The organism is Curtobacterium sp. PsM8, from assembly GCF_030433875.1.
Classification (GTDB): domain Bacteria; phylum Actinomycetota; class Actinomycetes; order Actinomycetales; family Microbacteriaceae; genus Curtobacterium.
This window is the reverse complement of the sequence record NZ_JARUXD010000024.1, coordinates 26,167-47,562: the sequence shown is the minus strand read 5'-3', so window position 1 is coordinate 47,562 and position 21,396 is coordinate 26,167. Positions and strand designations below refer to the sequence as shown.

Sequence of the window (21,396 nt, the reverse complement as noted above, 5' to 3'; positions counted from 1 at the left end):
GCCCGGTACCAGCTGGTACCGGGCCTCCCGTCGGTCAGGCGGTTGCGTCCGTCAGGCGGTTGCGTCCGTCAGGCGCGCGCCGCGCCGACCCGCCCCGTGAAGGAGGCGTGCAGCGGGTGCTCGCCGCCGAGACCGGTGATCTCGGACGCGATGTCGGCGTCCGAGCGGTCCGAACGCAGCAGCGCCTGCAGCTCGACACTCTGCTCGTCGTCCGCGACGTCGAACCGCAGTGCGGCGCCCATCGCGTCGAGGAGCGCGGTCGGCTCGGTGCCGTTCTCGGCCAGCGCGGCGGCCGGCGACACGAAGCGCTCGTCGCGGGACAGCTTCCGCAGCGGCTGGCGGCCGACGCGGGTGACCGTGTCGGGCAGGTGCGGGTTCTCGAAGCGACCGATGATCGCCTCGACGTAGGCGCGGTGCACCTCGGGGTCGAGCTCGTGACGACGGACGAGCAGGTCGCTCGTCTCGGCGAGCACGGCCTCGAGCGCGGAGCGGACGGCGGGCATCGCGACGGCGTCGGAGATCTTGTCGGCACCGGCGAGGAACCCGTGGTACGCGACGGTGGCGTGCCCGGTGTTCACCGTGAAGAGCTTCCGCTCGATGGACGCGGCGAGCCCGTCGACGTAGTGTGCCCCCGGCAGCTCCGGCTCGGCACCGTGGAACGGGGTGCGGTCGATGGCCCACTCGAAGTAGGTCTCGACGGTGACGTCGAGGCCGCCACCGGGCGCCTGAGCCGGCACGATGCGGTCGACGGCGGTGTTGGCGAACACGGCCTTCGCGAGGGCGTCCTCACGCTCGTCCTCCGGCAGCGCGTCCACGATGAACTCGCGGAGGCGATCGGTGGCGTTGATCGCGTTCTCGCAGGCCATCACGGCGAGCGGGGCGGCGTCGGCGGAGCGCTGCTGCAGCCCCTTCGCGATGACCGGGGCGATGAACTTCAGGACGGTCGGTCCGACGGCGCAGGTGACGATGTCGGCGGTCGCGATCTCGGCGACGACACCGGCCTCGTCCTGGGCGCTGTTCACGGCACGGAAGCCGGTGACGACGTGGTCCTGGGCTCCGGCACCGACCTCGTGCACGGTGTACGAGTCGGCGGCGGCCAGCGCGTCGATCAGCGGGGCGGCGACGTCGGCGAAGACGACCTCGTACCCGGCCTGGTGGAGCAGCAGACCGACGAACCCGCGGCCGATGTTGCCCGCACCGAAGTGGACGGCGGTGCTCACTCGTTGACCTCGCCGAGGATCGCGAGGATCGCGGCCACGTCGGGTGCGTCGGTCAGCGCCTGGACCTGGTCCTCGTCCGAGAACACGATCGCGATCTTGCTGAGGATGTCGAGGTGCTCGTTGTTCACGCCCGCGATGCCGACGACGAAGCGGACGTCGTTGCCGTCCCAGTCGATCGGGGTGGCGTAGCGGACGAAGGACAGCGCGGAGGCCTTGATGGCGTCCTTCGCGTCGTTCGTGCCGTGCGGGATCGCCAGGTAGTTGCCCATGTACGTCGAGACGCTCTTCTCGCGCTCGAGCATGGCGGGGTAGTAGTCCGCGGTGACCGCGCCGACCTCCTGGAGGATCGCAGCCGCCTCCTTCATCGCCTCCGACTTGGTCGGCGCAGCGTCCTCGGTGTGGATGCGGATCTGGCTCTCCTGCAGGACGGGCATACGGTTCTCCTTGTTCGTGGTGGACGGCGGAAGAGGGGACGGTCGCCCGTCCCCTCCCCCATCGTGCTCTTGTCTTACTGGTTCTTGAGCTGGTCGACGACCTGGTCGTACTGCGGTGCGTTCATGAAGTTACCGACCGACACGTGCTGGGCGTTCGGGTTCTTCTGCTTCGCGCGGTCCGTCAGCTCTTCCTGGGTGATGATGAGGTCCTCGTCACCCGAGAGGTTCGCGATCGCCTTGTTGGTGACCGTGACGTTCTCGATCCCGGCCTTCTTGATCTTGTTGCGGAGGACGCTGGCGCCCATCGCACTCGAACCCATGCCGGCGTCGCACGCGAACACGACGTTCTCGACGCGCGTCGCCGTGGCGGTGCTGGCGGAACTGACACCCCCGAGGGAGGCCTCGGCCTCTTCCTCGTTGGCCGGGGAGTTGTTGCCGAGCAGGCCCGAGGTCGCCGAGTTCACGTCGCGGCCCTTGTTCTGCTGCAGCTTCGCCATCGCGGCGCTCATGTCGCCGCCGGTGCCGGAGGCCAGGTCACGCTTGCGGCTGGCGAGGAGGAAGAACGACGCCACCGCGAACGACACCGCTGCGGACAGGACGACCGAGAGGATGACGCCGACGTAGCTGTCCTTCGCCGTCGCGGTGAGGACCGCGATGATCGAACCGGGCGAGGCCGGCGCGACGAGGCCGGACTGGAAGGCGACGTTGGTGGCGACACCGGTCGCGCCACCGAGGATGACGGCGACGAACAGGATCGGCTTCTGCAGCACGTACGGGAAGTAGATCTCGTGGATGCCACCGAAGAACTGGATGAGGATCGCGCCGGGAGCGGTCGAGCGGGCGATGCCGACACCGAAGAAGGTGAAGGCGAGCAGGATGCCGAGACCGGGGCCGGGGTTCGCCTCGAGGAGGAACAGGATCGACTTGCCGGATTCCTGGACCTGCTGCGCGCCCAGCTGGTCGAGCACGCCGTGGTTGATCGCGTTGTTGAGGAAGAACACCTTCGCCGGCTCGATGATGACGCTGGCGAGCGGCAGCAGCGAGCTGTCGACGAGGAACTTCACTGCGGCACCGAGACCCTCGGCGATGAGCTTGAAGAGCGGAGCCAGCCAGAAGAAGCCGACCAAAGCGAGCAGGAACCCGAGGATGCCGGCTGCGTAGTTGTTGACGAGCATCTCGAAGCCGGGCTTGATCTTGCCGTCCCAGATCTTGTCGATCTGCTTGATGAGGTAGGCACCGAGCGGACCACAGATCATCGCGCCGAGGATCATGATCGTGCCGTTGGCACCGATGATGACGCCCATGGCCATCACGGAACCGACGACGGCGCCGCGGGTCTCGTACACCATGCGGCCGCCCTGGAAGGCGATCGCGAGCGGGATGAGGTAGGTCAGGATCGGGCTGACGAGGCCGATGTTGGCGACGCCGTTGGTCTCCCCGAAGCCGCCGAGGACGCCGACCGGCGTCCACCCGGTCTCGATGAAGAACGCGGTGATGAGGCCCCACGCGATGAAGATCGCGATGTTGGGCATCACCATGCCGGACAGGAACGTGCCGAACTTCTGGACGGCGACGCGAGCGCCACCCCGCGACTTGTCGCGGGTGTCTGGCGCTGCAACGGACGACGTTGTCATGTGCGTTGACTCTCTGTGTGGGGTGCTGCTGCAGGGATCGGGTGGGGTGCTGTGGGGCGTGGTGCGGGCTCAGACGGTGTGGGCCGCGGCGGCAGCGGACCTGGCGGTCGCTGCCGTGCTCGCGGCGAGTGCCGCCTGGGCCATCTCGAGGGCTTCGTCGAGGGTGTGCTTGCCGAGTTCGGCACGCACGTCGGCGAGGGCCGCGGGGGTCATCGAGAGGGTGGTGGCGCCGAGGCCGACGAGGACGACGGCGAGCAGCGGGTCGGCCGCGGCCTCACCGCAGATGCCGACCGCCTTGCCGGCGTCCGCTCCGGCCGCGCCGAGCTGGGCGACGAGGCGGAGGACGGCGGGGTGCCACGGGTCCTGGTAGTGCGCGACGGTGCCGAGCATGCGGTCGGCGGCCATCGTGTACTGGGTCAGGTCGTTCGTGCCGATGGACACGAAGTCGGCGGAGCGCAGGACCTGTTCGGCCATCAGCGCCAGGGACGGCACCTCGGCCATCACGCCGGCGGTGCGGATCCCGAGTTCACGGGCGAGGTCGACGAAGTACTCGGTCTCCTCGGCGTCGGCGACCATCGGGGCCATCACCCAGAGGTCGGCCTCGGTCGCGGCGTCGGCCTGGGCCAGCGCGGTCAGCTGGTCACGGAGGACCTGCTCGTGGTTCCGGAGCGCCCGGAGGCCACGACGGCCGAGCGCCGGGTTCTCCTCGTCCTTGTCGGTGAGGAACGGCAGCGGCTTGTCGGCACCGGCGTCGAGCGCACGGACGACGACCTTCTTGCCGGGGAACGCGGCGAGGAGCTGCTCGTAGGACGCCTGCTGGGACGCGACGGTCGGGGCGGTGGGCGAGTCGAGGAACAGGAACTCGGTGCGGAACAGGCCGACACCCTCGGCACCGAGGTCGACGGCGGCCTGGGCGTCGGCGGGGCTGCCGAGGTTCGCGAGCAGGGGCACGACGTGTCCGTCGGCGAGGGCGCCGGCGGTGAGCGGTGCGGCCAGGGCGGCACGGCGGTCGGCGATGCGCTGCTCGACGTCGGCGACGAGCTCGTCGCTCGGCTCGGTGACGACGGTGCCCGCGCCCGCGTCGACGACCACGTGCTGGCCCTCGGCGAGGTCGTCCGCACCGGTGACGCCGACGATCGCGGTGATGCCCTTGGCGCGGGCGAGGATGGCGGTGTGCGAGGTCGGTCCGCCGTCACGGGTGACGAGGGCCAGGACCTTGGCGAGGTCGAGCAGGGCGGTGTCGGCCGGTGCGAGGTCGCGGGCGACGAGCACGAACGGGGTCGCCGACTCCGGCACGCCCGGGGCCGGGACACCGCGGAGCTTCGCGACGATGCGCTGGGCGACGTCGTCGAGGTCGGCGGCACGCTCCCCCATGTAGCCGCCCATGCCGACGAGCAGGTCGCGGAACTGGGCGAACGCCTCGTACACGGCGCGCTCGGCGTTCGTGCCGCCGTCGATGCGGGCGTGCACGTCGTCGAGGAGGGTCGGGTCCTGCGCCATCAGCGCCTGCGCCTCGAGCACGGCCTGGGCGTCTCCGCCGGCCAGCCGGCCCCGCTCGTTCAGTTCTTCGGCCACCGCGGCGAGCGCGGTGTGCACGGCCTGCTTGGCGTCGTCGGCCGAGCCCTCGAGCGGTGCGGTCGAGGGGGCTCCCAGCGGGTCCGCCATCCGGAGCACGGGGCCGTGGGCAACGCCGCGGCCGACGCCGGTTCCGAGCAGATCGGACATGGGGAGACTCCTTCATCTCACGCGCAGCAGCGGTGGGTGGTTCGGGGGGCGGTGCGGTGTCCGGCGCGTGCTGCGTCCGGACGGCTCTGCAGCACCATACATCGCGCCGCGTTGACAAACAAACACATCCGGGGATAAAAATGCAGAAACAGATGCCCGTTTGCGTTTGCCGTCCAGGACCGCGCCGGGCCGACGGGTCGGATCGTGCCCGAGCATGTCCGTTCGGCTCCACATGCCCGTCCCGACCAGATGCACAGCCCGGACGCACAGCCCCGATGCACAGCCCGACCCGAGCGATCCGCTCACCAGATGAGGCCCGATGTACGCACCAGAACGCCACCAGCGCATCGTCGAGCAGGCGCGCGCCCACGGCCGGGTCGACGTCAAGGACCTCGCCGAGCTGCTCGCCGTCACGCCCGAGACGATCCGCCGTGACCTGACGAGCCTCGAGCGTCGCGGGCTCGTCCGCCGCGCCCACGGTGGTGCGATCCCGGTCGAACGGATCACCCTGCACCCGGGCGTTGGCGACCGGGGCGGCATCAACCAGACCGAGAAGATGGTGATCGCCGAGGCCGCCCTCGCCGAACTGCCGGAGAACGGCTCGGTGATGATCGACGCCGGTACCTCGACGATCTGCCTGGCCGAGATGCTGCCCACCGACCGGGGCCTGACCGTCGTCACGCACTCGCTGCCGGTGGCGATGGCGGTCGCGAACCGCCCGGGCATCGACCTGCACCTGCTCGGCGGCAACATCCGGAGCGACTCGCTGGCCGGGGTCGGGACGTGGACGCACCAGCTCATCGGCATGGTCAGCGTCGACGTCGCCTTCGTCAGCATCAACGGCATCACCCCGGAGCGCGGCCTGACGACGCACAACATGGCCGAGGCCGCCGTGAAGAGCGCCATGATCAAGTCCGCGCGCCGGAGCATCCTGCTCGCCGACCACACCAAGTTCGGACGCGAGGAGTTCGGCCGCGTCGCCCCGCTCGCTGCGATCGACACCATCATCACGGACCCCGGTGTCAACCTGGACCTGGTCCGCGAGGTCGAGGCCGCCGGCACCGAGGTCTTCTGGCCCGGCCGCGACTGACGCCCCGACCGCCGGACACGAACCACCAGACCCATCAGACCCACCAGACCCACCCCACAGGCGCTCGCTACCATGAGCGCACCACCCGTCGACAGGAGCCCATCGATGTCCGAAGCCACCCGCACCGTCACCGTCGCCAGCGCCTCCGGCCTGCACGCACGGCCCGCGTCGCTGTTCGTCCAGACCGTCACCGCGTCCGGCCACCAGGTCACCATCGCCAAGGGCGAGAAGTCGGCGAACGCCGGCAGCATCCTCGGCCTCCTCGGCCTCGGCGTCGAGAACGGCGACCAGGTCACGCTGACCGTGTCCGGCGACGACGCCGAGACCACCGCGGACAGCCTGGTCGACTTCCTGCAGACGGACCACGACGCGGCCTGATCGCGCAGGTCGCGCTGCGCGATCCCCTGACGGACGGGAGGCCCGGTACCAGCTGGTACCGGGCCTCCCGTCCGTCGTCCGGGCCGTCGCACGCCGCCGATAGGGTGGTCCGCATGACACGCCTGCGCCTCGCGACCGTCAACGTCAACGGCATCCGTGCCGCGTTCCGGAAGGGGATGGGCGACTGGCTCGCCGACCGCGACGTCGACGTGCTCGCCCTGCAAGAGGTCCGTGCCTCGACCGAGGACCTGACCGGCCTGCTCGGCGACGAGTGGGACGTCGTGCACGACCCCGCGTCGGCGAAGGGCCGCGCCGGTGTCGCGATCGCCTCCCGCCACCGGGCGCAGCTGCACCGCGTCGAACTCGGCGCCGCGGACTTCGACTCCGCCGGTCGCTGGATCGAGGCCGACTACGAGATCGGCGGACGCACCGTCACTGTCGTCTCCACGTACGTGCACTCGGGCGAGGTCGACACCCCCAAGCAGGACGAGAAGTGGAAGTTCCTCGACGCGATGACCGAGCGGCTGCCCGCCCTCCGCGAGCACAACCCGTTCGCCGTCGTCGTCGGCGACCTCAACGTCGGCCACGACCAGCGGGACATCAAGAACTGGAAGGGCAACGTCAAGCGCGCCGGGTTCCTGCCGCGTGAACGTGCCTACTTCAGCCGCTTCTTCGGTGCCGACGGCGAACCGGTCGAGGGTGCCGACGGCAGCACCGGCCCGGGTCTCGGCTGGGTCGACGTCGGACGTGCCCAGGCCGGCGACGTCGACGGGCCGTACACCTGGTGGTCCTGGCGCGGGCAGGCCTTCGACAACGACTCCGGCTGGCGCATCGACTACCAGGTCGCGACGCCCGAGCTCGCCCCCGCGGTGACCTCGTACACCGTCGACCGGGCCGCCGCGTACGACCAGCGATGGTCCGACCACGCTCCCGTGGTCGTCGACTACGAACTCTGATCCCCCACTCGCTCACGAGCACCAGGACTCCCGCATGACCAGCACGCGCATCTTCTCCGGCATCCAGCCCTCGGCCGGGTCCCTCCACCTCGGCAACTACATCGGCGCGCTGATGCAGTGGCGCGACCTGCAGGACGACCACGACGCGATCTACTGCGTGGTCGACATGCACGCGATCACCTCCCCGCAGGACCCCGCCGAACTCCGGGCCAGCACGCGTGCCACGGCGGCGCAGTACATCGCGTCCGGCATCGACCCGTCGCGGTCGACGCTGTTCGTGCAGTCGCACGTCCCCGCGCACGCCGAGCTCGCCTGGGTGCTGAACACCCTGACCGGCTTCGGCGAGGCCAGCCGGATGACCCAGTTCAAGGACAAGTCCGCGCGTCAGGGCGCCGAGGCCGCCTCGGTCGGGCTGTTCACCTACCCGGTCCTGATGGCCGCCGACATCCTGCTCTACGACACGGCGGTCGTGCCCGTCGGCGACGACCAGCGCCAGCACGTCGAACTGACGCGCGACCTCGCCGGCCGCTTCAACTCGCGGTTCGGTGACACGTTCGTCGTGCCGGAGGCCCGGATCGGCGCCGAGACCGCGCGCATCTACGACCTGCAGGACCCCACGAGCAAGATGAGCAAGTCGGCGGCGTCCGACAGCGGCCTCATCCGGCTGCTCGACGACCCGAAGCGCACGGCCAAGAAGATCCGCTCGGCCGTGACGGACACCGAGCGGGAGATCCGCGCCGACCGGCAGGCGAAGCCGGGCGTGACGAACCTGCTCGCGATCCTGTCCGCGTTCACGCACACCCCGGTCGCGGACCTCGAGGCGTCGTTCGTCGGCAAGGGCTACGGCGACCTCAAGGGCGAGGTGGCGGACGCCGTCGTCGCCGAGCTCGAACCGGTCCGCGCCCGCACGCTGGAACTCCTCGACGACCCGGCCGAGCTCGACCGGCTGCTCGCCGTCGGCGCCGACCGTGCCGAGACGATCGCGAACGCCACCCTCGCCCGCGTGTACGACGCGATCGGCTTCGTGCCGCGCGCCCGCTGACCGACCGTGCTCCCCGTCACGCTCGAGTCGGCACGGGTCCGGCTCGACCTGCCGACGCGCGCGGACACGGTCGCGATCACCGAGGCCTGCCAGGACCCGGAGATCGCCCGCTGGACGACGATCCCGCAGCCCTACCGGGCGAAGGACGCGCAGGCGTTCGTCGACGCGCTCGTCGGCCCCGGGTGGGCGTCCGACCGTGAGTACACCTGGGCGATCCGGCGGCAGGGGTCGACCTGGCTCGACGGCGTGATCAGCTACCGGACCGCCCGCCGGGACCTCGGGTTCTGGTTGGCCCCGAGCGCTCGTGGTGCGGGCCTGGTGTCCGACGCCGTGGAGCTCGTGGTGGGCTGGGCCTTCGCACAGGGTGCCCCGGACGTGTACTGGGAGTGCTACGTCGGCAACACGGCCTCGGCCGCCGTCGCCCGTCGTGCCGGCTTCGCGTACACCGGCAGCGGGGACGCCCTCGTGCCGAACCGCGACGGCTCGCCCGCGCCCGCGTGGAAGGGCCTGCGGCGCGCGGACGGGACGCCCGCGTCGGACCTGCCCTGGCCTCCCGGATCGACGTCGGGGCCCGCCGGTAGTCTCGCTCCGTGAGCCACACCGCCCCCGACACCACCCCGGAACCGTCCGGTCCGCCCGCCAGCGAGGCCGAGGTCCGGGCGATGCGCCGTGCCCTCGAACTCGCGGCCCGCGGCCCCGTCGTCGGTGACCACGCCCGGGTCGGTGCCGTCGTGCTCTCCCCCGACGGCCAGGTGCTCGGTGAGGGCTGGCACCGCGGTGCCGGCACCCCGCACGCCGAGGTCGACGCGATGGCGAAGGTCGACCCCGCGCACCTCCGTGGCGCGACCGCCGTGGTGACCCTCGAACCCTGCGACCACGTCGGCCGCACCGGTCCGTGCTCCGTCGCGCTCATCGACGCCGGCGTCGCCCGGGTCGTGTACGCCGTCGACGACCCCGGCCCGGCCGCCCACGGCGGTGCTGACCGACTGCGAGCCGCCGGCGTCGACGTCGTGCCGGACGTGCTCGCCGACCAGGCCGAGGCGTTCCTCGAGCGCTGGCTGCTCTCGGTCCGACTCGGCCGCCCCTGGGTCACCGTGAAGTGGGCCGCCAGCCTGGACGGCCGCGCCGCCGCGGCCGACGGCACCAGCCAGTGGATCACCGGCGCCGCAGCCCGGCAGCACGTCCACGAGCAGCGCGCCGCGCACGACGCCGTCCTCGTCGGCACCGGCACCGCCCTCGCGGACGACCCGAGCCTGACCGCCCGCGGCGACGCCGGGGAGTTCCTCGCCGACCAGCCGCTGCCCGTGGTCCTCGGCGACCGGCCGTTGCCGGCCGACGCGGCCCTGCACCGCCACCCCCGTGGGGTCGTCACCATCCCCGGCCACGACCTCGACGCCGCCCTCCGCTCGCTCCGTCAGCGGGGCGTCCACAGTGTCCTCGTCGAGGGCGGACCGACCGTCGCGTCCGCGTTCATCGCCGCCGGACTGGCCGACGAACTGCTCGTCTACCTGGCCCCGGTGCTCCTCGGCGGACCCCGCGTCGCACTCGGCGACATCGGGGTGGGAAGTATCCACGCAGCGCGAATGTTGCGTGTAATGTCAACGTCCAGCCTCGGCCCCGACCTGCTGGTCCGCGCCCGCACGGTCCCGCAGCGGCCCGACGGCGCGGTCGACGGGGCCCCCACCGACCGGAGCACCACATGACCGACGCACTCACCTCCGCCACCCCCGGGAGCCCGGTCTCGTTCGAAGTCTCCACGAACGTCCCCACCACGCACGGTCTCTTCGAGATGCGCGCCTACCGGGACCTCGTGACGAGCGCCGAGCACGTCGCCGTGATCGCGAAGACCCCCGACGGGCAGGCGCCCGCGGACGGCGCACTCGTCCGCGTGCACTCGGAGTGTCTGACCGGCGAGGCCTTCGGGTCGCTGAAGTGCGAGTGCGGCCCGCAGCTCGACGCCGCGCTCGACACCATCGCGGCGGAGGGCGGGGTCGTCGTCTACCTGCGGGGACACGAGGGTCGCGGCATCGGCCTCATCAACAAGCTCAAGGCGTACCGCCTGCAGGAGGACGGTCTGGACACGCTCGACGCCAACCTGGCGCTCGGCCTGCCCGCCGACTCCCGCGAGTACGGCGGCGCCGCCGGCATCCTCGCCGACCTCGGCATCACCCGCGTGCGGCTCCTCACGAACAACCCCGAGAAGCGTCGGCAGCTCGTCGAGCACGGCATCACGGTGGACTCCCTCGTGCCGCTCGTCGTCGGCATCTCCGCGCAGAACTCGGGGTACCTCGACACCAAGCGCGACCGGATGGGCCACACGCTGCCGTCGCACCTGGGCACCGGCGCGGCCTGACCCGGCTCGGCCTGACCCGGCATGACCGGCTCGGCCTGATCCGGCACGGCGAACTGACGGCTCACTCAGGGTCGATTCGCAGGTGAGCGACATCCGTCGTACACTGATGACCCCGTCACGAGCGGGACCACCACCTCCTAACGCACCCGACCCGGTGTCCGCGCCACCCTGCGCGAACCGTGTCGTCAGTCCGCCGTCCGGTCACCGCAGCGCTCCCCGAACGCGCGCGCACCTCGAAGGTCCTCACACGCATGTCCGCCGCACCGGCCACCACGACGTCCGCCCCGAAGACGAACCCGCGCTCGCGCGTCGTCGTCGCGAGCCTCGTCGGCACCACGATCGAGTTCTACGACTTCTACGTCTACGCGACGGCCGCCGTCCTCGTCTTCCCCACCCTGTTCTTCCCGAACGAGGACCCGACGGCATCGCAGCTGTCCTCGTTCGTCACCTTCGCGCTGGCGTTCTTCGCCCGGCCGGTCGGTTCGATCCTGTTCGGCCACTTCGGTGACCGGATCGGCCGGAAGACCACCCTCGTCGCCTCCCTGCTCGTGATGGGCATCGCGACGTTCCTCATCGGCTGCCTGCCGACCTTCGGCTCGGTCGGGGTCCTGGCGCCGGTGCTGCTCGGCATCCTCCGCTTCGCCCAGGGCGTCGGCCTCGGCGGCGAGTGGTCCGGCGCGGCACTGCTCGCGACCGAGAACGCCCCCGAGGGCAAGCGCGGCGTGTTCGGTTCGATGCCGCAGCTCGGCGCCCCGATCGGCTTCCTGCTCGCCAACGGCCTGTTCATCATCATCAACGCGGCGCTGCCCGCCGGCGCCGACGGCACCCCGAACGCCGACTTCCAGGCGTGGGGCTGGCGGATCCCGTTCCTGGTCTCGTCGGTGTTCGTCCTGATCGGGCTCTACGTGCGCTTCCGTCTGGTCGAGTCCACGGTGTTCCGCGGCGTGCAGGACTCCGGTTCGGTCGCGAAGGTGCCGCTCGGACGGGTGTTCCGCACCTCGTGGCGCGCGGTCGTCGTCGGTACCTTCGGCATGGTCGCCACCTACGTGCTCTTCTACTTCATGACGACCTTCACGCTGAACTACGGCACCACCGGCACCGTTGCCTCGAAGCTCGTCCCGCAGATCGGCCTCGGGTACTCCCGCGGCGAGTTCCTGTCGCTGCTCATGATCGGCGTCGTGTTCTTCGGCATCTGCACCCCCATCGCCGGCATGCTCGCCGACAAGTTCGGACGTCGGCGCACCCTCATCCCGACCACGATCGGCATCGCGCTGTTCGGCCTGACGTTCCAGTTCTGGTTCGCGGCGGCGCACGGACCGATCACCGTCGTCACGTTCCTCATCGTCGGCCTGTCGCTGATGGGACTCACCTTCGGGCCGATGGGTGCCCTGCTGCCGGAGCTGTTCCCGACCAACGTCCGGTACACCGGCTCCGCCCTGGCGTACAACGTCGCGTCGATCCTCGGCGCCTCGCTGGCACCGTCGATCGCCCTGAAGCTGTGGCAGCCGGACGGCAACATCTTCCTCGTCGGCCTGTACCTGACCATCGCGGCGGTCGTGACGCTGGTCGCGCTGTTCCTCGTCCGCGAGACCCGTGGCAGCGACCTCGAGGACGCCGCCGACGACCAGCCGCTCCCGGAGCGGGTGGCTCGGTAGCGACGACCGCGCCGGCGCGCGCACCCGACGGACGGGAGGCTCCCCCACGGACCAGTGGGGAGCCTCCCGTCCGTCTGTCGGTCCTGCAGTGAGAGAATCCATGCACGATGAGCAACTTGTTCGCACGCCCGAAGAAGACCGACGGCCCCCGCGCCACCTTCGGCCGACTGCTGTCCTACCTGTTCGAGAACAAGCCGGCGATGGTCGTCATCATCGTGCTGAGCATCCTCGGGGCCGGGGCGTCCCTGGCGCAGCCGCTGCTCGTCAACCAGGTCGTCACCGCCGTCCAGCAGGGCACCGGCATGTCGACGCTCGTGTGGATCCTCGTCGTCCTGGTGCTCGTCGCCGGGGTCCTCAACGGCGTGCAGCACTTCCTGCTGCAGCGGGCCGGCGAGGGCGTCGTGCTCTCCACCCGACGCAAGCTCATCGCGCGGATCCTCAACCTGCCCATCTCGGAGTTCGACGTCCGCCGCACCGGTGACCTGGTGTCCCGCGTCGGCAGTGACACGACGCTCCTCCGGGCCGTCCTGACCCAGGGGCTCATCGAGTCGATCGGCGGCGCGCTCACCTTCACCGGTGCCGTGATCGCGATGGCGGTCATCGACCCGCTGCTCCTCGTCGTGGTGATCGTCATCGTGATCGTCGCCGTCGTCGTCGTCGGCGGGCTCAGCCGGCGCATCCGGGTCGCCTCGAAGGCCGCGCAGGAGAAGGTCGGCGACCTCACCGCAGCCGTCGAACGCGGCATCGGCGCCGTCCGCACCATCCGTGCCGCGGGTGCCACCGCGCGTGAGGTCAGCGAGGTGGACCAGCACGCGACCGAGGCGTACCAGCGCGGCCTCGTCATCGCCCGGATGTCGGCGTTCGTCGTGCCGGTCGCGAGCATCGTCATGCAGGTCGCGTTCATCGCCGTGCTCGGCATCGGCGGTGCGCAGGTCGCGGCGGGCACGATCACCATCGCGACCCTCATCACGTTCATCCTGCTGCTCTTCATGATGATCATGCCGCTCGGTCAGGCGCTCGGCGCGGTCGTCGCCGTGGCGCAGGCACTCGGCGCGCTCGGACGCATCGAAGAGGTCCTGCACCTGCCGACCGAGGACCAGGACGACGCCGCCGTCCGGCCGGCCGCGGCGATCGCGACCGGCGACGCCATCACGTTCGAGCACGTCACCTTCCGGTACGCGGCAGCCCCGGACGCCGTGGGCGCGGACGGCGCACGGGCGTCCGATGCTGGTGCCGGTGCTCCGGCTGGCGGGGCCGGTGACGACCCGGCCGTGCTGCACGACGTGTCGTTCAGCGTCCCCCGCGGCGCTCGGGTCGCCCTGGTCGGGCCGTCCGGCGCCGGCAAGTCGACCACGCTGGCGCTCATCGAACGGTTCTACGACCCGACCGAGGGCGTCATCCGACTCGGTGGTCTGGACGTCCGGGGCCTCGACCGCGGCGAGCTGCGGGCGCAGATCGGGTACGTCGAGCAGGACGCCCCGGTGCTCGCCGGCACGATCCGGGCGAACCTGCTGCTCGGGTCACCGGACGCGTCGGAGTCCGAGTGCATCCGGGTGCTCGAAGCCGTGAACCTGGGCGACGTGCTGCACCGCGACCCCCGGGGCCTCGACGCGCAGGTCGGCGAGGACGGCGTGATGCTCTCGGGCGGTGAACGGCAGCGCCTGGCCATCGCGCGGGCCCTGCTCGCCGCTCCCCCGATCCTCCTGCTCGACGAGTCGACGTCCTCGCTCGACGGCGTGAACGAGCAGAAGATGCGCCTGGCCATCGACGCGGTCGCCGAGGACCGCACGCTGCTCGTCATCGCCCACCGGCTGTCCACCGTGGTGGACTCGGACGTCATCGTCGTGCTCGAGCACGGACGGGTCGTCGGCGTCGGCACCCACTCCGAGCTCGTGCAGAGCACCCCGCTCTACCGGGACCTGGCGAAGCACCAGCTCCTCGTCTGAGGCCCTCCCGCAACACGCAACGTGGGCGGCGCCACGCGACGGAGTACCGCTGCGAGGAACCGCCCACGTTGCGTTTCGCGGTGGTGTCAGGCGGCGAAGGGGTCGGGCGTCAGGACGTAGACCGTCTCGAGGTACTCCTCGAGGCCCTCGTGCGAACCCTCACGGCCGAGCCCGGAGGCCTTCACGCCGCCGAACGGGAACGCCGCGTTCGACACGACGCCCGTGTTCCACCCGAGCATCCCCGTCTCCAGGCGCTCGGCCAGACGCTGCCCCCGGCGCATGTCCTCGGTGAACGCGTAGGCGACCAGGCCGTACTCGGTGTCGTTCGCGAGGCGGATGCCCTCTTCCTCGGTCGCGAAGCGCGTGATCGACACCACCGGGCCGAAGATCTCGGTCGTCAGGATGTCGGACCCGGGCTGCACGTCGTCCAGCAGCGTCGGCGCGTAGTAGGTGCCCTCGCGCTCGACCCGCTGCCCGCCGGAGACCAGTCGGGCGCCTCGCTCGACGGCGTCGTCGACGAGCCCCGCGGCCTTGTCGACCGCGCGGGAGTCGATGAGCGGCCCGATGTCCGTACCCTCCTCGGTGCCCCGGCCGATCCGCAGCGCGTCGATCCGCTCGGCGAGTGCCGCCGTGAACGCGTCCGCGATGCCCTCCTGCACGAAGAAGCGGTTCGCCGCCGTGCAGGCCTCACCGACGTTGCGGAACTTCGCCTGCATGGCCGCGTCCACCGCCCGGTCGAGGTCGGCGTCGTCGAACACCAGCAGCGGGGCGTTGCCGCCGAGCTCCATGCTCGTCTTCAGCACGTTGTCCGCCGCCTGCTTGAGCAGCGCCGAGCCGACCGGGGTCGAGCCGGTGAACGTGAGCTTCCGGAGCCGTCGGTCCGCGATCACCGGTGCGGACAGGGCCTTCGCGTCGGAGGCCGGCACCACGTTGAGCACGCCGTCCGGCAGCCCGGCACGGCGGAACAGCTCGACCAGGTACAGCGTCGTCAGCGGGGTGAGGTCGGCGGGCTTCAGGACGACCGTGCACCCGGCGGCCAGGGCCGGTGCGATCTTCCGGGTCGCCATCGCGAGCGGGAAGTTCCACGGCGTGATCGCGTACACCGGACCGACCGGGCGCTTGAGGACGATGCCGCGACCGGTGCCCTCGGGGTTCGTGCGGTAGTCGCCGCCGATGCGTACGGCCTCCTCCGAGAACCAGCGGAGGAACTCGGCGCCGTAGACGACCTCGCCGCGGGACTCCGCCAGCGGCTTGCCCATCTCGAGCGTCATGATCGCGGCGATGTCGTCCGCGTGCTCGTGCACGAGGTCGAAGGTCCGCCGGAGCAGGTCGGAGCGACGCCGCGGTGCGGTCGCGGCCCAGTCCTCCTGCGCGGCGACGGCGGCGTCCAGGGCGGCGAGGCCGTCCTCCGGGGTGGCGTCCGCGACGCTCGCGAGCACCGCGCCGGTGGACGGGTCACGCACGTCGAAGGTCGCGCCGCCGCTGGCCGGGCGCCAGGAGCCGCCGATGAAGAGGCCGGTGGGGACGTCCGGGACGCTGACGTGCGCGTCCGCGACCGTGGTGCTGGTGGCTGCGGTGTCCGTCGTCGTGGCGGTGTTGCTGGTGGTGGTCTGGTCGGTCACAGGACCGCTCCTCCCGGGCGCTGACGCCCCTCGTCCATGTCGCTGTGCCCGGTGTGTCCGCCCTCGTCGCGGACCTCCTCGAGCGCAGCCTCACTGCTGGCCGGGTCGATGCCCACCACGAGGTCCTCATACACGAAGACGTCGAGGCCCGCGTGCACCCCGTCGAGCGCGGACGCCCGGACGCAGTGGTCGGTGGCGATGCCCACGATGTCGACGGCGTGCACGTCACGGTCGAAGAAGACGTCGACGAGGTCGGCTCCTGCGTCCGTCGTGCCCTCGAACGCCGAGTACGCCGGTTCGCCCTGGCCCTTGCGGACGTGGACGTCGACGAACGACAGGTCGAGTGCCGGGTGGTACTCGGCCCCCGACGTGTCGGCGACACAGTGCGCCGGCCACGTCGTCCGGAAGTCCGGGCCGTCCGCGCCGTCCGGGCTGTCGGTCACGGCGAAGTGTCCACCGTTGTCGCCGGTGGCGTCGTGCCAGTCGCGGGAGGCGACCACGAGGTCGTACTCGTCGGCGTGCCGGCGGAGGAAGGCGGTGATGCGCTCGGCGAGTGCCGCTCCCCCGTCGACCGCGAGCGCGCCGCCCTCGGTGAAGTCGTTCTGGACGTCGGTGATGAGCAGTGCCCTGGCCATGAGTCCATCCAACACCCGTCGGGTCAGGAGCCGGTGAGCGAGCCTCCGCACCGGTAGACCGCGGCCGTGACGGTGTCCAGTGCCGGCAGCGCGGCGGCCCGCGGCGACCCGATGGCGTAGAAGGCGAAGGTCAGCTTCGTGCCGTCGGCGGCGTCGATGTAGCCGCCGAGGGTGTTCGCGCTGTCGATCCACCCGGTCTTCGCGTGCACCTTGCCACGGGCGACCGCGTTCGCCCCGGTGAAGCGGCTCGACAGCGTGCCGGACACCCCGGCGACCGGCAGGACCTGCGCCAGGGTGCCGAGGCCCTTGTCGCCCCGGGTCACGGGCACCATCAGGTGTGCGACGAACGACGGCGACACGGCGTTCGACGCGCTCTCACCGGAGCCGTCGACGATCCGGATGCCGGACGGGTCGACGCCGTACCCGCGGAGGGCGTTGCTGTAGACACTGGTCAGCGAGGCCGCGGTCCCACCGGCGCCGGCCTGCTTCGACGAGACGCGGGCGAGCATCTCGGCGAGGGTGTTGTCCGAGTTCGGGATCATCTGCCCGATCAGCGTCGACACCGGCTGCGACTGCACCTGGGCGATGGTGTTCTGCGAGGTCGTCGCCCGCTGCGTCACCTGGGCGGTGGCGGCCCCGACGACACCGGCGTCCGCGAGCGCCGCACGGAAGGCCACGCCCGCCCGGCCGATCGGGTCCGTGGACCGCGGGGAGGTCGCGGCTGCCGGGTTCGCGCGGTCGCCGTCGACCATTAACGCGGTCACGTTCGGCTGGTACCCGATGGTCCGCTCGCTGATCGGCCAGGTCGGGTCCCAGGCGTCGGCGGCACTCCACCAGGTGCCGTCGGCGACGATGGTCGTCACCGGCGTGTTGCCGAGTCGCGCCTTCACCTGCTGCGCGAGCTGCCCGAGGCTCGGGGCCCCGGGGTAGACGGAGCCGCGGCCCGCCGTCAGGGTCGCGTCGCCGTGTCCGACGAGGGCGATGCTGCCGTTCCCCTCGTCGGTCACGGTCGTCGGGATGGTGTGCCCGCCGCCGAGGACCGCCAGTGCGGTGGCGCTCGTCAGGGTCTTCATCACGCTGCCGGTCTGCGCGGGCGTCCCGCCGTCACGGGAGAACAGCTCTTCCCCGGTGGCCGCGTTCATCACGTAGCCCTCGAAGCGGCCGAGACCGCTGGCCGAGGCCGCAGCGGCGACCGAGCAGGTCCGAGCGGTCGCCTGCGCCGACGCAGTCGGTGTCGGCGTCGCTGTCGGCTTCGCGGTCGGCGTGGCCGTCGGGGTCCGCGTCGGTGTCGCGGACGACGTCGGCGTCCGGGTGGCGAGCGGCGTCCGGGAGGCGCTGGCCGACCCCGCAGCGCTCGGCTGGTCCGCAGTCGCCGCGTTCACCGCGACCACCCCGCCAGAGGCGACCGCGAGGACCACGACGAGTCCACCGACCGCCCACGGCACGGGCTTCCGGCGGACGGAGGCGCGCAGGGCAGCCACGGAACGGTGGACGGGGCCGCCGACGGGCGGCTGGGGTGACTGCGGAGACATCCAGGCGATCCTACGAGACGCGGGCCCGAGCCTCCAGGCCCAGGGTCGACAGCGGGCCGTCGTCAGACGGGGTCAACCGTGGCACTCAGTCGACGTCGTCGGCCGGGTAGCGGACGCCGACCTGCCGCCGGGCTTCGTCCATCACGGCCAGGATCGCGATGGTGTGGTCGAGGTGCGTGCTGCTGTCCGCCGGTACGCCGGCGGTGATCGCCGCTTCGAAGCCGCGGGCCTCGTGGTGGTAGCCGGCCAGTTCCTCGCGCCCGTCGAACTCCTCCACCACCGCGCCGTCGGCGTCGCGGATGCGCCAGGTGGTGGGCGTGCACCAGGTCGGGTCGAGGTCGATGCGCCCCTCGGTACCGATGATCGACGCACTGTTCGGGCTGCGCAGGTCGAGGGCGAAGTGCACCGTCGACTGGGCACCGCCCGGATGCGTCAGGACGATGCCCATCTGCGTGTCGACGCCCTGGTCGCTCAGCGTGCCGGAGGCTGCGACACCGGTCGGCACGCCCAGCACGTCGACCGCGAACGACACCGGGTACACGCCGAGGTCGAGCAGGGCGCCGCCACCCAGCGAGGGGTCGTTGAGTCGGTGCCGCGGGTCCGTCGGCAGCGCCTGGTGGTGCGTCGCCTGCACCAGCCGGGGGGTGCCGATCCGGCCCTCGGAGAGGACCCGGCGCATCATCGCGGTCTGCGGCAGGAAGCGGGTCCACATCGCCTCCATCACGAGGACACCGCGCTCGTGCGCGGCGTCACGCACCCGTCGGGCCTCTGCTGCGGTGATCGTGAACGCCTTCTCGACCAGGACGTGCTTGCCGGCGGCGATCGCGAGCAGGGCGTCCTCGGCGTGTCGGGAGTGCGGCGTCGCCACGTAGACCGCGTCGACCTGGTCGTCCGCCACCAGGGCGGCGTAGTCACCGTGGGCACGCGGGATGCCGTGTTCGTCGGCGAAGGCCCGAGCGGACTCGTCGGTCCGGGAACCGACCGCGGTGAACACCACCCCCGCGGCACGGCAGTCGCGGACGAAGGACCGGGCGATGCCGCCGGTCCCGAGTACTCCCCATCGGATGGCCATGCGTCGTGTCTACCAGCAGCGCCCGACCCGGTCGTGGCGAGATAGGCGACCTGTGGACAGATGCGTCCTCCACAGGGTGCTCCCTCCACAGGTCGCTCCGTGCGCAGGTCGTTCCGTGCACCGGCCGTCAGGACGCGGAGCGTACCGTACGGGTCACCAGCCGGCACGACTGGAGGCCCGACACCGGAACGCGGGGCGGGCCTCCAGTCCGACGCACTGGTGGGCACGCGCGCCGGGGGCGCGCACCGACGCGAGGAGGCGCCGTGACCGGACCGGAACCGTGGTGGACAGGAGCCGTCGTCTACCAGGTGTACCCGCGGAGCTTCGCCGACGGGAACGGCGACGGGGTCGGCGACCTCGCCGGCCTGCGACGCCGCCTGGACCACATCGCAGAGCTCGGCGTGGACGTCGTCTGGCTGTCACCGGTGTACCGGTCGCCCCAGGCCGACAACGGCTACGACATCGCCGACTACGAGGACATCGACCCGCTGTTCGGCACCATCGACGAGTTCGACGCGCTGCTGGTCGAGGTGCACCAGCGTGGCATGAAGCTCGTCATGGACCTCGTCGTCAACCACTCCAGCGACCAGCACCCCTGGTTCCGCGCCGCCCGGCAGTCCCGCACCTGCCCGAAGCACGACTGGTACATCTGGCGCGACCCGGTGGACGGCCACGAGCCGAACAACTGGCGTGCCGCGTTCGGTGGCCCGGCCTGGTCGTGGGACCCCGGCACCGGTCAGTACTACCTGCACATGTTCACGCCCCAGCAGCCGGATCTGAACTGGGAGAACCCGGACCTCCGCGCCGCCGTGTACGACATGATGAACCGCTGGCTGGACCGCGGCGTCGACGGGTTCCGGATGGACGTCATCAACCACATCGCGAAGGACGACGACGCCCTCTCCGGCGACAGCGACGCGTACGTCATGCAACCCCGCATCCACGACCACCTGCAGGAGATGCACGAACGCGTCTTCGCCGGTCGGGAGGCCCTGCTCACCGTCGGCGAGATGCCCGGCGTCACCGTCGAGGACGCCGCGCTCTTCACCGACCCGGAACGCCACGAGCTCGACATGGTGTTCCAGTTCGAGCACGTCGGACTCGACCACGCACCCTCGTCGAAGTTCACCCGGCAGGACACCGACCTGCCGGCGCTCAAGCGCTCGCTCGCACGGTGGCAGACCGGGCTCGAGGACCGCGGGTGGAACTCGCTCTACCTGTCGAACCACGACCAGCCGCGGCCGGTGTCGCGGTTCGGCGCCGGGCTGTCCGACCCCTTCGCCTTCCGCTACGAGTCGGCCACGCTGCTCGCGACCGTGCTGCACCTGCACCGCGGCACCCCGTACGTCTACCAGGGCGACGAGATCGGCATGGTGAACGCCGGCTTCACCAGCCTCGACGAGTACCGGGACATCGAGTCGCTGAACTGGTTCCGCGGAGCCGTCGGCGGCGGGATGCCCGAGCCCGAGGCGATCGAGGCCCTCGCCTTCCGCAGCCGCGACAACGCCCGCACGCCCATCCCCTGGGACGACAGCGAGCCAGCCGGCGGGTTCTCCACCGCCGAACCGTGGATCGGCATGGGGCAGGGCTGGCCGCAGGTCACCGTCGCGGGTGACCGAGCCGCCGGGGACCGCTCGGTGTACGAACACCACCGACGACTCATCGACCTGCGGCACCGCTCCCGCACGGTGCGGCTCGGGACCTTCGCGCTGCTCGAGCCCGAGCACCCGGCGCTGTGGGCGTTCACGCGGGCGCTCCCCGACGCGGACGAGGCACCGCTCGTCGTGGTCGCGAACCTGTCGGCGTCGGACCTGGAGCTGCCGGAGTCGGTCGGGAGGCTCGTGGGGGCGTTGGTGCTGGGGAACCTCGGTGAGCCGGCGGTCGCCGGGCGGCTGCGTCCGTGGGAGGCGCGCGTGCACGAGTGCCGGTGACGGGCCTCCCGGGGTGGGGCCGGGTGATCGTCGACGTGCGTGCGGGTTGCGCGCTGCACTGGTGCGGGCTGCACTGCTCCGGGCTGCACTGCTCCGGGCTGCACTGCTGTGCACTGAGCCGCTCCGGGAACGGAGAACCCCCTCGCTCCGGGAGGAACGAGGGGGTTTCGG

Annotated in this window: 17 protein-coding genes and 1 pseudogene; 10 read left to right on the top strand and 8 right to left on the bottom strand. The window is 71.5% G+C overall.

Annotated features, from left to right (window positions below; translation table 11 throughout):
• Positions 1-68: 68 nt before the first annotated feature.
• The 4 genes from QCD68_RS07810 to ptsP all read right to left on the bottom strand — a co-directional run bounded on the left by QCD68_RS07810 (position 69) and on the right by ptsP (position 5,013).
• Positions 69-1,220 (bottom strand): mannitol-1-phosphate 5-dehydrogenase, encoded by a 1,152-nt coding sequence (locus QCD68_RS07810; RefSeq protein ID WP_221849689.1) that lies wholly within the window; start codon positions 1,218-1,220, stop codon positions 69-71.
• Positions 1,217-1,654 carry a PTS sugar transporter subunit IIA gene (locus tag QCD68_RS07805; RefSeq protein ID WP_166781155.1) on the bottom strand — a complete coding sequence of 146 codons (438 nt, stop codon included), beginning with the start codon at positions 1,652-1,654 and terminating at the stop codon, positions 1,217-1,219. Before QCD68_RS07805 ends, QCD68_RS07810 begins: the two co-directional genes overlap by 4 nt.
• A gap of 74 nt (positions 1,655-1,728) precedes the next feature.
• Positions 1,729-3,288: a PTS mannitol transporter subunit IICB gene (locus QCD68_RS07800; protein WP_301222611.1), complete on the bottom strand. Its 1,560-nt coding sequence runs from the start codon at positions 3,286-3,288 to the stop codon at positions 1,729-1,731.
• Between the two features lie 69 nt (positions 3,289-3,357).
• Positions 3,358-5,013, bottom strand: coding sequence for a phosphoenolpyruvate--protein phosphotransferase (ptsP, locus tag QCD68_RS07795; protein WP_301222610.1), 1,656 nt, complete (start codon positions 5,011-5,013; stop codon positions 3,358-3,360).
• A 319-nt stretch (positions 5,014-5,332) separates the two neighbouring features.
• Between ptsP and QCD68_RS07790 the strand changes: the two genes are divergently transcribed.
• The 9 genes and pseudogenes from QCD68_RS07790 to QCD68_RS07750 all read left to right on the top strand — a co-directional run bounded on the left by QCD68_RS07790 (position 5,333) and on the right by QCD68_RS07750 (position 14,433).
• Positions 5,333-6,103: a DeoR/GlpR family DNA-binding transcription regulator gene (locus tag QCD68_RS07790; protein WP_110902695.1), complete on the top strand. Its 771-nt coding sequence runs from the start codon at positions 5,333-5,335 to the stop codon at positions 6,101-6,103.
• Positions 6,104-6,208: 105 nt separating this feature from the next.
• On the top strand, positions 6,209-6,481 hold the full coding sequence (locus QCD68_RS07785; RefSeq protein ID WP_111074289.1) for an HPr family phosphocarrier protein: 273 nt from the start codon (positions 6,209-6,211) through the stop codon (positions 6,479-6,481).
• A 113-nt stretch (positions 6,482-6,594) separates the two neighbouring features.
• Positions 6,595-7,437 carry an exodeoxyribonuclease III gene (locus QCD68_RS07780; protein ID WP_301222609.1) on the top strand — a complete coding sequence of 281 codons (843 nt, stop codon included), beginning with the start codon at positions 6,595-6,597 and terminating at the stop codon, positions 7,435-7,437.
• Between the two features lie 34 nt (positions 7,438-7,471).
• Positions 7,472-8,479, top strand: coding sequence for a tryptophan--tRNA ligase (trpS, locus tag QCD68_RS07775; protein ID WP_111074291.1), 1,008 nt, complete (start codon positions 7,472-7,474; stop codon positions 8,477-8,479).
• Between the two features lie 6 nt (positions 8,480-8,485).
• A complete protein-coding gene (locus tag QCD68_RS07770; RefSeq protein ID WP_221849692.1) occupies positions 8,486-9,073 on the top strand; it encodes a GNAT family N-acetyltransferase in 588 nt (195 codons plus the stop codon).
• Between the two features lie 68 nt (positions 9,074-9,141).
• Positions 9,142-10,182, top strand: coding sequence for a bifunctional diaminohydroxyphosphoribosylaminopyrimidine deaminase/5-amino-6-(5-phosphoribosylamino)uracil reductase RibD (gene ribD / locus QCD68_RS07765; RefSeq protein WP_111074416.1), 1,041 nt, complete (start codon positions 9,142-9,144; stop codon positions 10,180-10,182).
• Positions 10,183-10,211: 29 nt separating this feature from the next.
• Positions 10,212-10,832: pseudogene (ribA, locus tag QCD68_RS07760) on the top strand (GTP cyclohydrolase II); the annotation flags it as partial.
• Between the two features lie 251 nt (positions 10,833-11,083).
• Positions 11,084-12,487 carry an MFS transporter gene (locus QCD68_RS07755; protein ID WP_301222613.1) on the top strand — a complete coding sequence of 468 codons (1,404 nt, stop codon included), beginning with the start codon at positions 11,084-11,086 and terminating at the stop codon, positions 12,485-12,487.
• A gap of 107 nt (positions 12,488-12,594) precedes the next feature.
• Positions 12,595-14,433 (top strand): ABC transporter ATP-binding protein, encoded by a 1,839-nt coding sequence (locus QCD68_RS07750; protein WP_301222608.1) that lies wholly within the window; start codon positions 12,595-12,597, stop codon positions 14,431-14,433.
• Positions 14,434-14,519: 86 nt separating this feature from the next.
• On the opposite strand, the gene QCD68_RS07745 is transcribed toward QCD68_RS07750, so the two are convergent.
• From QCD68_RS07745 to QCD68_RS07730, 4 genes are all read right to left on the bottom strand, one after another.
• Positions 14,520-15,941 (bottom strand): NAD-dependent succinate-semialdehyde dehydrogenase, encoded by a 1,422-nt coding sequence (locus QCD68_RS07745; protein WP_301222612.1) that lies wholly within the window; start codon positions 15,939-15,941, stop codon positions 14,520-14,522.
• Between the two features lie 110 nt (positions 15,942-16,051).
• Positions 16,052-16,690, bottom strand: a complete 639-nt coding sequence (locus QCD68_RS07740) for an isochorismatase family protein (RefSeq protein WP_301222607.1) — start codon at positions 16,688-16,690, stop codon at positions 16,052-16,054.
• A gap of 23 nt (positions 16,691-16,713) precedes the next feature.
• Positions 16,714-18,222: a D-alanyl-D-alanine carboxypeptidase/D-alanyl-D-alanine endopeptidase gene (gene dacB / locus QCD68_RS07735; RefSeq protein ID WP_301222606.1), complete on the bottom strand. Its 1,509-nt coding sequence runs from the start codon at positions 18,220-18,222 to the stop codon at positions 16,714-16,716.
• An 85-nt stretch (positions 18,223-18,307) separates the two neighbouring features.
• Entirely contained in the window at positions 18,308-19,294 is a 987-nt protein-coding gene (locus tag QCD68_RS07730) for a Gfo/Idh/MocA family protein (protein WP_301222605.1), read from the bottom strand.
• 263 nt (positions 19,295-19,557) lie between these two features.
• On the opposite strand from QCD68_RS07730, the gene QCD68_RS07725 reads away from it, so the two are divergent.
• A complete protein-coding gene (locus QCD68_RS07725) occupies positions 19,558-21,225 on the top strand; it encodes a glycoside hydrolase family 13 protein (protein ID WP_301222604.1) in 1,668 nt (555 codons plus the stop codon).
• Positions 21,226-21,396: the final 171 nt, after the last annotated feature.